General features: G+C 43.1%; 11 protein-coding genes. 6 read left to right on the plus strand and 5 right to left on the minus strand.

The genetic code is table 11. The features are described from left to right. Window positions 1-40: 40 nt before the first annotated feature. The 4 genes from QLH32_RS06965 (at window position 41) to QLH32_RS06980 (ending at window position 4,591) form a co-directional block, all read left to right on the plus strand. A complete protein-coding gene (locus QLH32_RS06965; RefSeq protein WP_279959397.1) occupies window positions 41-1,228 on the plus strand; it encodes an ammonium transporter in 1,188 nt (395 codons plus the stop codon). A 711-nt stretch (window positions 1,229-1,939) separates the two neighbouring features. Then, window positions 1,940-2,491 (plus strand): TetR/AcrR family transcriptional regulator, encoded by a 552-nt coding sequence (locus QLH32_RS06970; RefSeq protein ID WP_267982209.1) that lies wholly within the window; start codon window positions 1,940-1,942, stop codon window positions 2,489-2,491. A gap of 521 nt (window positions 2,492-3,012) precedes the next feature. Continuing rightward, window positions 3,013-3,729, plus strand: a complete 717-nt coding sequence (locus QLH32_RS06975) for a phosphatase PAP2 family protein (RefSeq protein ID WP_283268835.1) — start codon at window positions 3,013-3,015, stop codon at window positions 3,727-3,729. 52 nt (window positions 3,730-3,781) lie between these two features. Next, window positions 3,782-4,591, plus strand: coding sequence for a lipopolysaccharide kinase InaA family protein (locus tag QLH32_RS06980; RefSeq protein ID WP_283268836.1), 810 nt, complete (start codon window positions 3,782-3,784; stop codon window positions 4,589-4,591). Between the two features lie 6 nt (window positions 4,592-4,597). Here the strand turns inward: QLH32_RS06980 and QLH32_RS06985 are convergent, their stop codons facing one another. The 5 genes from QLH32_RS06985 to QLH32_RS07005 all read right to left on the minus strand — a co-directional run bounded on the left by QLH32_RS06985 (window position 4,598) and on the right by QLH32_RS07005 (window position 11,140). Then, complete coding sequence (locus QLH32_RS06985) at window positions 4,598-5,935, minus strand: ATP-binding protein (protein WP_283268838.1); 1,338 nt, start codon at window positions 5,933-5,935, stop codon at window positions 4,598-4,600. A gap of 6 nt (window positions 5,936-5,941) precedes the next feature. Then, window positions 5,942-6,619, minus strand: a complete 678-nt coding sequence (locus QLH32_RS06990) for a response regulator transcription factor (RefSeq protein WP_283268839.1) — start codon at window positions 6,617-6,619, stop codon at window positions 5,942-5,944. 21 nt (window positions 6,620-6,640) lie between these two features. Beyond that, complete coding sequence (locus QLH32_RS06995; protein ID WP_283268840.1) at window positions 6,641-8,281, minus strand: phosphoethanolamine transferase; 1,641 nt, start codon at window positions 8,279-8,281, stop codon at window positions 6,641-6,643. 123 nt (window positions 8,282-8,404) lie between these two features. Continuing rightward, window positions 8,405-9,544: a porin gene (locus QLH32_RS07000; RefSeq protein WP_283268841.1), complete on the minus strand. Its 1,140-nt coding sequence runs from the start codon at window positions 9,542-9,544 to the stop codon at window positions 8,405-8,407. A 348-nt stretch (window positions 9,545-9,892) separates the two neighbouring features. Next, the gene (locus QLH32_RS07005; RefSeq protein ID WP_283268843.1) at window positions 9,893-11,140 is read right to left on the minus strand and encodes an MFS transporter; all 1,248 of its coding nucleotides are present in this window, start codon (window positions 11,138-11,140) and stop codon (window positions 9,893-9,895) included. A 147-nt stretch (window positions 11,141-11,287) separates the two neighbouring features. Between QLH32_RS07005 and QLH32_RS07010 the strand changes: the two genes are divergently transcribed. Together QLH32_RS07010 and QLH32_RS07015 are read left to right on the plus strand one after the other, a co-directional pair. Then, window positions 11,288-11,914, plus strand: a complete 627-nt coding sequence (locus tag QLH32_RS07010; RefSeq protein WP_283269302.1) for a 1-acyl-sn-glycerol-3-phosphate acyltransferase — start codon at window positions 11,288-11,290, stop codon at window positions 11,912-11,914. A gap of 62 nt (window positions 11,915-11,976) precedes the next feature. Next, complete coding sequence (locus tag QLH32_RS07015) at window positions 11,977-12,894, plus strand: patatin-like phospholipase family protein (protein WP_283268844.1); 918 nt, start codon at window positions 11,977-11,979, stop codon at window positions 12,892-12,894. The last annotated feature ends 81 nt before the right edge of the window (window positions 12,895-12,975 follow it).

The raw sequence follows: 12,975 nt of genomic DNA on the forward strand, positions 1-12,975 counted from the left end.
TGCATCAAAACCAAATTTAGCACTTTTTTTGAGCACCACTATGCAAAACGTAGATCTATTTTTCTTACTGCTCGGTGCAGTACTGGTATTGGCAATGCATGCTGGCTTTGCATTTTTGGAACTGGGTACAGTACGCCATAAAAACCAGGTCAATGCGCTCAGCAAAATCTTAACTGATTTTGCCATTTCAGCAATTGCCTATTTCTTTGTAGGCTACTGGATTGCATACGGACAGAACTTTTTCCATGCAGGCACTACCTTGGCTGCCGATCATGGCTACAACCTGATGCGCTGTTTCTTCCTGCTCACCTTCGCCGCCGCCATTCCAGCGATTATCTCTGGTGGTATTGCTGAGCGTGCCAAAATGCGCTCCCAAGCCATTGCCACGCTGATTCTGGTCGCACTGATCTATCCATTCTTTGAGGGTATGATCTGGAATGGCAATTATGGCTTGCAGGGTTGGCTGGAAAAAACCTTTGGTGCTGGGTTCCATGACTTTGCAGGTTCAGTAGTTGTGCATGCCATGGGTGGATGGATTGCATTGGCGGCGGTGATCTTGCTGGGTGCTCGAAATGGTCGCTATAAGAATGATGGTCGTGTCAGTGCGCATCCACCATCATCCATTCCATTCCTTGCCTTAGGCTCATGGATTTTGATTGTGGGCTGGTTTGGCTTTAACGTGATGAGTGCTCAACGTGTGGAGGCCATCTCTGGCTTGGTGGCAATCAACTCACTGATGGCAATGGTTGGCGGTACATTGGCTGCAAACTTTATGGGTAAAAATGACCCTGGTTTCCTACACAATGGTCCATTGGCAGGTTTGGTCGCAATCTGTGCAGGCTCCGATATTGTGCATCCTATTGGTGCATTATTCATTGGCGGCGTTGCGGGTGCCCTGTTTGTTTACCTGTTTACTTATACACAAAACAAGCTCAAGGTGGATGATGTACTGGGTGTGTGGCCTTTACACGGTGTCTGCGGCGCTGTTGGTGGTATCGCTGCGGGTATCTTTGGTCAGCAGGCTTTAGGCGGTTTGGGTGGCGTGTCCATCATTTCCCAAATCATTGGTACAGGCTTAGGTATTATCATTGCGCTGATTGGTGGTTTTGTCGTGTATGGCATCTTAAAGGCGACTTTGGGTATCCGTCTTTCTCAGGAAGATGAATATCGCGGTGCAGACCTTTCCATTCACAAAATTTCGGCAAATTCTGAAGAATCCATGTTCTGATGTGGTTTGATGATTAGTGAGTATTCCTGAAATTTCCCTTGTATGTGCAGACCTCACTACAAGGGAATGATTTTAACTATAAAAAATATATTTAAACCTGAATTCAACTTAATTTTAAATCTTTCCCAACAATTCATTCACACTGTTTGATCACCTGTCTCTATAGAATATTGACATGCCAAACCCTGCGGACTATGCTTTGTGTGCTGACCCTCATGGTCAGACGGTTTTGACAGACCGTTTTTAGACCACATCAGAACTATTCTTTCTGAGGAATAGTTTTGTGTGTAAGCTCCTCGTTCCCTCCCGTAGCGGTAGGACGGGAGAGGGACACCTTCGGGTGTGCTGGAGTCTAAACCAGTCTGTCAACCCTCTTTCGTTCTGCCACCATAATCAGACAATGGTTTGGTAGAACTTCTATTTTAACAGGGGTTTACTATGCGCACCATTTCTTTTTCATCGGCAATCATTGCCAAAGCCTTTATTCCCATACATTCCAGCAGACTTTTAATGCTGTTTGATCGTCTATAAGTTCTGCGAACTTTAGATCAGACTGACTAAAAAATCATATCAACAATAAAGCATCCGAGATGAGCCAAGGCACATTCTTGTGTGGCGGAGTCATGCCTATTTTTTGCTGTTCCTAAAAAGGCGGTGGCATTCTGATCTCATGCATATACAACAAAAAAACTTATGTTTAGTGGTGTGTTTATGCCAAATTTAGAAATTTCCTCAAGGGCACTATCAGTGCTTGATTACTCAAGAAATCTTTTTAACTTGTATGGATTTCAGCAGGTGGGTGTGGATCGGATTATTAGTGAAACCAATATAGCGAAGGCAACATTTTATCGTTATTTTCAGTCCAAAGAAAAACTTATAGAGCTGTGCCTTATTTTTCAAAAAGATACGCTAAAAGAAAAAATCAGGAGAATCAGGGCCTGTTGCCATCATTCAAATGTGCTTGATCAGTTGAGGAAAATTTATCTGCTCCATGTCGATTTAAATGGCCCGTATCATTTGTTGTTTAAGGCTATTTTTGAGCTTGAAAAGTTATATCCCAAGGCCTATCGAATTGCTGTCGGATATAGAAAATGGTTAATCAGACAAATTCGGTCTTTACTGTTAAAGATGAAAAATACTGTGACGGTTGAGGATGCAACGATATTTTTATTTATTGTTGATGGTTCTGTTCTTGAGCTTTTAAGAATGAATTGGGCAGAAAGACAAGATAGCCTGCTGGATTATTTCCTGCGAATGATTTGATTCTGGCGCATACAAAGAATGAATCAGCCTGAGTTTGACTTAAATATTGGTCTAACTTTCTGAAAAAATATCGTGGTGGAGTCTTGCCAAGTTCTCATTCAATTTCAGAATCAGCTACTACTTCTTGCAATGCACCAAAGCTTTAAACGCTTTGGTGTGCCCAGTCTAGCCCCCTTTGCGAAACGTTGTTTCTCATTCGGCATGAGGAGCGAAGCTCTGCAAGGGCAACCATCTTGCACAGCTATCGCGGATGACTTTTTCGGGCATTATATTTCATCAAGGATTTTATATCGAACTCAGGTTATTTATTTTTATTTCAAATATACATTTTAAATATATTAGCTCGCCCCACATTTATTTTATAAATTTGTATTACCTTATAATACAAACAACAATTTTATTATAATAATAAAAATTATCATTCAAATAAATTTAATTTCTGTTTAAGGTTCAGTTAATTTCATATTAAGTTCCATCATTTTAAATCTCAGTCAAATCTGCGCCAGTATCATTTATTCATTATGTTAATGAAATCCCCTTTTCTCTTATGGAACAGTTGCCTACTCATTCTCAGCGGGTTGGTATTGATTTTTGTATTTCCAGTCGCTGGACAGATTGATTTATATCTCATTCAACCATGGGTCAACAGTGCAGGTCTGTTCGCATCAAAGGGCGACTGGTACTTGGCGACCCTGAATCATACCTATGTGAAGAAAATCCTCACATTGGTCTACATCAGCTTTTTTGTGCTCTGGTGTGCCTCATTCAAGGTGGAGAAACTCAAGGTCAACCGTTGGCAATATGGCTATATGTTCTGGGTCAGTATGCTGTGTACCTGTACGATTGGTTTAATAAAAGCCCATTCAGCCCATGCCTGCCCTTGGGCTATGACACAACAAACCGCAACGGGCTTTGTTTGGAATTTCTCCGCCACTGCTGGGCATTGTTTTCCAGGCGGCCATGCCAGCACAGGCTTTGCATTGATCACTGGCTACTTTACCTACCGTTTGCGTGAAAGAAACCGTGCATGGTTTTATTTATTTGCTGGTTTAACACTGGGTTTTGCGATGGGTTGGGCACAGATGATGCGGGGTGCACACTTTCTCAGCCATAATCTCTGGACAGGCTGGATTTGCCTAACCATTAACTTTGTTCTCTATGCGGTCACTGAAAAATACCACGTATCGCTCCCCGACCGTAATTCCGTACCGCAAGCGCAGCTTGATGTGGTAAAGTGAACACCTACTACAAGTAAGTGTTTATAAACATCAGGATGTTTTTTGCTGGCCTATGTCTGACTTTCAAACTTTTTTAGAATCGTCTTTAACCACACAACAGAATTCGATTGAGGCCTACCAACTCAACATCGGCAAGGTCTGGCTTAAAAAGGCTTCCGAGCGTCATGGTTTATGGCTCTACACCCCCCTGAAATGGCTGGCAAAAATATTCAACCTCGGTGCAATCATGCCTGTTCCCAACCGAGGGGGATCAATCGCAATTCAGTGTGAATTCAAGCGGATTCAGCAACTCAGGGAATTAGGGGTTTCCACGCCAAATGTGTTGGCAGTTTCGGAAAAAGGCATTTTATTACAGGACATTGGAATACAGCATCAAAGCCAGACTCAGCAACTGGATCAGGCACTTGCCCGCCGCAAGGAAAATCCTGATGCACAATTTCTACTATTTACCCAGGCGATTCAGTCCATTCAAAGCATACATCAGAAAGGTGGGTATTTAAGCGAAGCCTTTGCACGTAATATTCTAGTCGATGAGCAGAATCAGTTTAGCTTTATTGACTTTGAAACTGATCCACGTGATGTACTCAGCCTGCATGACTGTTTTGTACGTGACTGGTTGCTGTTTATTTTCTCAACGGCCTATCATTTTGAATTTGAGCAATTAAACAATGCCAGCCTCATCCTCTACAAAGCCCTGCTTGCTGAGCCGCAAGTCTATAAGGACATTGCCAAGGTTGGAAAACGCCTGAGCTGGGTACTTAATTTCAATGTAAGCAAGGTCGGTAATGATGGAAAACGCATTCAGAAATGTGTGTTGTTTCTGCGCGACCTTAAAGAACACGCTGAAAAGGCATCAGCATAGTTTTCTCTATGCATGATGCTCCAGTTTTTTAGGAAGTTTTACCAGCACGGATAAACCGCCTAAATCAATACTTCTTGATAAAGTGAGTGTGCCGCCCAAACGCTGTGTGGCCTTATCCACAATTGAAAGTCCAAGGCCACTGCCCACTTCCAGATGATGGTGTACACGGTAAAAACGTTTTAGCACCTTGTCGTATTGGTCTGGATCAATGCCCTGCCCACTGTCATCAATCTGTACATAGGCAAAGCCATCGGTATCATCATATACAGAGATATTGATGATGCCCTGATTCGGGGTGTACTTGATCGCATTGTCAATCAGGTTAAAGATAATCGAATGAACGGTTGGCTCTAGGCTTTGCATTTCGATCAGGTCATTACGTTCAAAGCCCAGATCAATTTCCTTTTGCATGGCGAGATTAACCAGTTGCTCCACACAGTTCAGTGCCACATCATTCAGGCAAAATCTGGTATTGGGTTCAATCAGGCTTAATCCAACATCCTGTTTTGCCAAGGCCAGCAACTGTGTTACCAAGTGCTGAATACGCGCCAGTCCCTTGCTGAGGTTTTGCAAAGCCTCATGTTCAGGAAACTGGCTAATCAGAATCTTGGTTTGCAGGTTCAAGGCGGTGACAGGCGTTCTGAGTTCGTGTGCCGCATCGGCAATAAACTGTTTCTGTTCGGTCTGTGCGTGCTGGATACGTTCAAATAAACGGTTCATTTCCTCAATGGTTGGAATCAGTTCCTGCGGATATTCCTCACTATCAATCGGTGCCAGTCCCTCAGAGCCACGCTGGGTCAGCTCAGCTTTAAAATCTTCCAACGGTTTTAGGCTTAAACTGATAATAAAGGCCAGTACGATGATCGCGAACGGCAGCAACAGCACATAGGGAATAAACATGCTTCCCGCCAGTTCCCAGGCAAAGCTTTGACGTACCTTTTCCTGCTGGCTAATCTGAATTTGATAATCCTTTAAGGGAAACACATAGACTCGCCAAGTACCCTGCACAGTATTTTGGGTATAAAAACCCGCCTGTTTTACAGGGGGAACCAGTAAATGGGTTTGGTGCCAAAGGTGGCTTTGATCTTTATATGCCCAAATATCAACCAGTAAATCCTCTTCATGGTAACTTCGGTGCAGTTCTATTTTGCTGGCAATCTTTATGATCGGTTCAACGGCGGAACGTTCAGCCATATACTGCATCTGGGTATCCAGAATTTCATTGACCTCATGCAGGGCAATTTTATAGGCGGTAAAAATCAGCAAGCATCCAAGCAGAAGACTAAAGACAGATGTTCCCCAAATCAGTCTTTTTTTCAGTGAATATTGCTTCATTTTTTTCATAAATAATCAGGGTTGTCCCAGTCTGTAGCCTAGCCCACGAATGGTCCGAATAAAGTCCTTGCCAAGCTTGGCACGCAGGTGATGCACATAGACCTCAATGGTATTGCTGGTGACCTCACTATCAAAGTCATACAGCTTGTCTTCAAGATTAGCCTTGGAGAAGATTTTATTGGGATGCGTAACCATTGGAATCAGGATGGCCCATTCACGGTTGGACAATTCAATTTGCTGCCCTTTAAAAGTCGCCAAATGCTGTTCCACATCCAGCGTCAACTCACCACTTTTAAGTAGCTGTGACTGGTTTTTCAATAAGGCAGTTTCTGCATTTCCACGGCGCAATAGTGCATTGATACGGGCCAGCAATTCATCAAACTCATAAGGCTTGACCAGATAATCATCCGCACCCTGATTCAGGCCATCGACCCGATTCTGCAACTGGTCCCGTGCCGAAATAATCAGCACAGGGATGGCGGTACGCTGGCGAATCTGTCTGAGGATCTGCATGCCATCCATCAGCGGCAGGCCCAAATCCAGCAGGACCAGGTCAAAAGGCTGTTTGGTCAGCAATGCCAAGCCATCGACCCCATTATTGACCCCCTCCACTTCAAACTGATGATAGCGCAGCAGGGTCATTGTTGACTCTGCAATCATAAAATCATCTTCGATCATCAAGATTTTGGTCATGACTTCATCACACCTTATGGATTAGGGACATGCTGCCAGCATATCGTTATTCGGGTCGATCACTTTGCTTTTCACATCAAGCAGGCTCAGCATGGTCGGGAACAGGTTATCCTGACTCAACTCCTGCCTGCCCTGCTGTGCCAAACATTTGATCTGTTGTTTTGCCTGATGTTGCCAGACAGTGGAGAACCACATCAACATCGGGATATGAGTCTGTTGCGTTGGTGCAATCGCATAAGGCGCACCATGCAAATACATACCGCTTTCACCTGTGGACTCTCCATGATCAGATAAATACCACAAAGCGGTTTGATATTTCGTTGTATTTTTTAATGTTTCAATCAGGGTGTCCAAAACATAATCGGTATATAGCAAGGTATTGTCATAACTGTTCAGCAATGCATCTCTGCTACAGCCCTGAATGGCGTTGGTGTCACAGGTCGGCTTGAACACCTTGAATTGTGCAGGAACACGTTTATAGTAGGCTGGCCCGTGACTGCCCATTTGATGCAGCACAATCAAACGTGGACGATTGTCATCTTGAGGAATTGTGGCTAAATAGGCCTTAAAGCTATCAATCAGAATATCGTCAAAACATTCCTTGTCCTTGCACCATTTCTGCTGGATGGGTTCAGGAATCTTGAATTGATTGACACGGTCACAGGTGCCTTTACAGCCTGAATTATTATCAATCCACGTCACCTGATAACCCGCCCGCTGGGCAATATCCAGTAATCCCTCACGATGGCTAGCCAGACGCTCCTCATATTGTTTACGGGGCATACCTGAAAACATACACGGAACCGAAACCGCAGTTGCTGTACCGCATGAACTAACCTGTGAAAAGTTTAAAATATCCTGCTGTGCCAGTCTTGGGTTGGTATTTTTACCATAACCATTTAAAGAGAAGTTTTCAGCACGTGCTGTCTCACCTACGACCAGAACCATCAGTTTCGGTAAAGAGGTAGCCTGTGCCTTTTGCATCACCGCATCTTCACCATACACGACCAGTGGTAAATTCTCTTTAGGCGCTTTCTTCTTATAATATGACGCAAAGGAAGCAATCATGTTCTGCGGCGAAATCATGCCTTTCAGGTCACGGTTTTCACGAAAGATTGCAGCAAAATCAACATAGAAAACAAATAATAGCCCTAACACCATCGCCAAGGAGACAACTAAAGCGATTAGCTTATGCAATAGCTGACGAATGATGGGTTCAGGTTTGATTTTTATCATGAGAATCACAATAATCGGCAGTACCGTCATTCCCAAAGTCCATGTCACCAAATGCCATGACCAGGTATCACGCGCTTCCGCAATATCAGTCTGCATCAAGTTCTGGATTTGGTCAGATGTAATGAGTACGCCTAGTGTATTCACTGCATAAGCGGCAAAACCGCCAATAAATACCAATGCAATCGCCAGAGGTTTTGCTGTCCATTTCCAGTTAAAAAGCTGGAAAATAAAGTTATAGGCGGCAACCACAATAATGATTGAAGCGACAACAAATAATCCTGCCTTTACACCATTATATGGTGTCAGCGTGTGTATTTTTTCAAAAAAGGCAATATTTAAAAATACACCTAACCAAATTGCCAACAATAGATTAAATGCAATTAAAGAAATGGGTTTTATCTTTAAATTTTGAAAAAATGTCATCATTACAGTCTAAACATAAATATCCTGCTTCCTTTTTAATATAAAAATACAAACTTAAAAATGACTTAAATAGAAAAAGACGATCAAGTGATCGTCTTTTTGTTAAAATAATAATGATATTAATTCTTAGAACTTAAATTCCAGACCTAAACCAGCAACAGGTTGTTTATCCTTTTTACTGGCCTGTTCAAGCGTTAGGTAACCTGCATAGCCATAAGTTTTCACCTGCTTGTTAAATGCATAGTCCACGCCACCAATGATCTGTCTGGCTTCAAAGTCTTCAACACCTGCTGGTTTAAAGCTGGTGGTGTTCTGGCTATATTGACCTTTTACTGTCCAGTTTTTTGCCTGTGGAATGGTATATTCTGCCCCCACCAACCAACCTTTTGCATCATCAATTGTATCGGCTCCCGCTGTGTTTCCAGTTGCTTTTTCAACTTCTGAAGTCTGGAACAACGCTTTAAGTGCCAAACCATTCACTGGGTTGATACGGCCAATCACACGTAAAGTATTGGCTGCTGCTGTTACAGTTGGTGCAGTCGTTGTAGTACCAGAAGTAGGAATTGCTTTATCAGAGGCATTTAAGAAACCTCTTCCCAAGAATGGGCTTGGAATGGCTTTATCATAAGCAACACCAGCAACCAATAACGGACTTTCAAAGCTTGCTGACGCTGACCATGCATCACCTAAACCACGGCCTGCTGTTTTAACAACACCTGATTTACTGGTATCAATTCCTGTTGCTTCGCCTGTTGCCAATAGGCCACTTACTTTAATGGCTCCGTCCAGTACAGGAACTTTTACTGCTGGTGATTCATAAACAACGACGTTGCTAACACGTGTTTCACCACCAAAGATTCCACCAATGTCGGCCTTGTTGGCAACATAGTTGTTAAAAGTATCAACGACACTAGAAAGTTGCTTCAATGGCGTATCATGTACACCAATTTTCACTGTACCCAACTGGGCATCTTTCAAACCGACAAAACGGTTACGCTGTGACCAGTCTGTGCTGTCACCATCTGCGCTGAAACCCCATTCAATGGCATAAACGGCACTTAAACGGTCTGTAAGTTTTTCATCACCCTTAACACCAATAAATGAACTGTTAGAGCTGACTTCCCATACATCCCTATTGTCTGTATTGGCATTTTTTTCTGGTAAATAGTCAACACTGGCATCAATCTCACCATAAATGGTTGGTGCTGCAAAGGTTGTGGTTGCAAGTAAACTAAGCACTGCTGCTGTTACAATTTTGATTTTCATTGTGTACGTCCTAGCTAAATTTGTAACAAATCCTACACATTAACTTTATATGACAAAACGATTAAAATCTTATTAATTTATTCCATTTTCGACTAAAGTTTAATTTTTAGACACTTCCCCAGCATCGTTTAACTCACTTTTTCTTATCCTATCACCCAGATTATTATTTTAACTATCAATCAATTAAAAAAATAAATTTATTTTCCATTTCAACAAAAATACCTTTATTCATAAAACAACTATTTTTTATAAAACACTTCAATTTTCCATATAAAACATGGCTTCAGCACATAAAACCTATTTCAACCATAGGACATTTTAGAAAAAAATTGTAATAAAAATATATTTTCACCTTGCATTATTTTTCCAAAGGAATATTGGCCATAAACACAAAATGGCAACCCCACAAATCATGGCCAAATAACGGTAATATCCGAATACATCCCCTACGATTCCACTGATCAGATACAGCAAACCACTCACTGTCGCCATGACTGACACCTGAAAGGTAAAGTCTGTTCCAGCAAATTGCTTACGGCTATATTGCATAACCAAGGTCAACATCACCACCAACAGCATCGCGGAACAGGCGTCTTCAAATGCGTTCACGGCATATAGCCATAACGGCGCAACCTGAACCTGCTGGTCATATGCATACGCAACAACGGCGTAAGCGGCCAGACTCAGAATTTTCAACAGGGAAAATATGATCAGGCAGCGTACCCGAGAAAAATATTTCAGCAGCATACCTGCACAAGCCGCCCCGATCAGCGCAGCAATGGCACCAAACATGGTGATAAACACGCCAATTTGGGTGAAGCTCAATCCCATATCCACCATAAGCGGCTTTAATAACGGCCCTGCCAAACCATCGGCGACCTTGAAGCTGATCAAGACCATTAACCAGCTTTTAAGCACTTTGGATGAGCTAAAATAATTCAGGTAATTCCTGATGGCCTGTATGAATGAGGGAGCAACCTCTGGATCATCAACGCTTGGCCTTGAATGAAGCGGTTCCCTATAAAATAAAACAGGTAAGGTGTTCAGGAAAACCAGTACTGCCAACACAAGAAATGTTGCCTGCCAATGTAGCCAGTCCAGACACCAGAGTACCGCTCCACCACCGACAATGAAACCCAGACGGGAACCGATCACCTGAAAGGTATTGCCCCAATGTTGCTGATCACTTTTAAGCAGGTTCACAGCCAGACCATCTGTGGCAATATCTTGAGTTGCTCCAGTAAGATTGATCAGCAGCAATAGCACAAAAAAAATGATCAAATAACTGGGTTGGTCCAGAGACTGAATGGGAAAAAAAGACAAAATGACTAGAATGACCACGCTACATAATTGGGTGGGGACAATCCAGCTACGATAATGTCCCAGACGTGACAAGGCATAACGATCCACATAGGCCGCCCAAAAAATCTTGATTGACCACGGCAGCATCAACAACCCAAAGCCGCCAATATGTGCCAGAGATACCCCCTGCGCCCTTAAAATCACGGGCAAGGCATGGGTCATAAAGCCAACGGGAAGTCCCTGTGCCCAATATAGGGAAAACAATAAAATGTAAATCTGTCTGAGATTAGGCACTTTTTCAGTTTCCCTTGGCAAGCTATGGCGAAGCCCAGAGTATCTAATCCTTTCAGTGTCATGGCAATAAAATCTTATTTTTTGCCAATGCGGGCACTGTCATGAGGATTTAAGATGATAGGAGTTGTTCTTGATCTATCTTCGCTTATGCCACAAGATTTTCCAGATTTACCGCCGCTAGTTCCGCAACGTGGCACAGCGTATAGTCGTGCATTGTGCAGAAAACTTTTCATTGGTCAGGGATGGAAAGTGGTTGGAGAGATTCCTAACCTCCCCAAAGCGGTGGCAATTATTTCACCACACACCTCAAATATTGATGGCTGGTATGGGTTTCTTGCAATTGGGGGTCTGGGTTTAAAGGTGACGGTGCTAGGTAAGGACACTTTATTTAAACCGCCTTTCGCGCCTTTTTTAAACTGGGCTGGTCTGATTCCAGTGCATCGGGACAGCGCACATGGATTGACCGAACAGGTGGTAACCACTATCCAGAAATATGACAAAATCTGGGTGGGGATGGCGCCAGAAGGCACCCGTAAAAAAGCCGAGAAAATGAAAAGTGGCTTTTATCATATTGCCCATGCCGCTGGCGTACCGATTGTGATGTTTTCTTTCGATTATGACCATAAGACCATTTATAGTCTGGGCGCGTTCACCACGACAGGACACTACCAGCAAGACCTTGAAAAAATTATGAAATGCTATGAGGGCCATTTCTCACCAAAGAATCCACACTGGCTGGCTGAACCCTTACAAAAACTTGTGAAAAAATACTAGAAAATTAAGGGCAAATCTGCTCTGATGTGCCCATCTTTTTGTACACTTTATCTGCATTTAATATGAAAATTGCTCGACTGTCTTGCCTGGCATTAGTTAGCCTGGCTTTATTTGGTTGTGATCAGACTGCAAAAAAAACACCTCCCACAACAGCAATCAAGGCCCGTGAACCTGTGATCGCGCTGGCTTTAGGTGGTGGTGGTGCCAAGGGCTTTGCTCATATTGGCGTGATCAAGGTACTGGAATCTCATGGGATCAAGGCCAAGATCGTCACAGGCACCAGTGCAGGCAGCTTTGTGGGCAGTATCTATGCCAGTGGTCAAACACCTTATCAAATGCAAAACCTTGCCCTAAAGCTGCAAGAGTCTGATCTGCGTGATTTAACCCTCAACAGTCAGGGCATTATTTTAGGTCAGAAACTACAGAACTATGTCAATGCTCAGGTGGGCAATAAACCGATTGAAAAATTCCCAATCCGTTTTGCTGCGGTTGCAACCCGTTTAGACAATGGCAAAAAGGCTGAATTTATTAAGGGCAATGCAGGTCAGGCAGTGCGTGCATCCTGTAGTATTCCGAACGTTTTTGTACCCACTGTGATTGGCAATACCAAATATGTCGATGGCGGTCTGGTCAGCCCAATTCCAGTAAAAACGGCAAAGGATATGGGTGCTGATATTGTGATTGCGGTGGATATTTCAGCCCGCCCAACGGGTGACAAACCATTGAGTATGTGGGGATTGCTCGACCAGACCATTAATATTATGGGACAGCAAAGTATTAATGAGGAACTGAATCAGGCAAACGTCGTGATTCAACCTAAAGTTGGTCATCTTGGTGTGCTTGACCTGAAGTCAAGTAATGAAGCGATTTTAGAAGGTGAGAGAGCGGCTCAGGGTAAAATCGTTGCCATTCAAAAAGCCATTACTGATTTTAAGAAGTCCCCTGCTGCATTACAGCCTGCACCAAAAGCAAAATTCTAGTAGTAGCGTATCAACAATACCCATCCCGTTAAAAAAAAATACCGCAATATGTCTATTTGGACATATTGCGGTATTTATTGA

It is taken from the genome of Acinetobacter corruptisaponis (assembly GCF_030053775.1).
Lineage (GTDB): Bacteria > Pseudomonadota > Gammaproteobacteria > Pseudomonadales > Moraxellaceae > Acinetobacter > Acinetobacter corruptisaponis.

Excerpts from the sequence above, each read along its gene's own strand:
- QLH32_RS06965 (WP_279959397.1), top strand. The coding sequence starts at position 41 with ATGCAAAACGTAGATCTATTTTTCTTACTGCTCGGTGCAGTACTGGTA.
- QLH32_RS06970 (WP_267982209.1), top strand. The coding sequence starts at position 1,940 with ATGCCAAATTTAGAAATTTCCTCAAGGGCACTATCAGTGCTTGATTAC.
- QLH32_RS06975 (WP_283268835.1), top strand. The coding sequence starts at position 3,013 with ATGTTAATGAAATCCCCTTTTCTCTTATGGAACAGTTGCCTACTCATT.
- QLH32_RS06980 (WP_283268836.1), top strand. The coding sequence starts at position 3,782 with ATGTCTGACTTTCAAACTTTTTTAGAATCGTCTTTAACCACACAACAG.
- QLH32_RS06985 (WP_283268838.1), bottom strand. The coding sequence starts at position 5,935 with ATGAAAAAAATGAAGCAATATTCACTGAAAAAAAGACTGATTTGGGGA.
- QLH32_RS06990 (WP_283268839.1), bottom strand. The coding sequence starts at position 6,619 with ATGACCAAAATCTTGATGATCGAAGATGATTTTATGATTGCAGAGTCA.
- QLH32_RS06995 (WP_283268840.1), bottom strand. The coding sequence starts at position 8,281 with ATGATGACATTTTTTCAAAATTTAAAGATAAAACCCATTTCTTTAATT.
- QLH32_RS07000 (WP_283268841.1), bottom strand. The coding sequence starts at position 9,544 with ATGAAAATCAAAATTGTAACAGCAGCAGTGCTTAGTTTACTTGCAACC.
- QLH32_RS07010 (WP_283269302.1), top strand. The coding sequence starts at position 11,288 with ATGCCACAAGATTTTCCAGATTTACCGCCGCTAGTTCCGCAACGTGGC.
- QLH32_RS07015 (WP_283268844.1), top strand. The coding sequence starts at position 11,977 with ATGAAAATTGCTCGACTGTCTTGCCTGGCATTAGTTAGCCTGGCTTTA.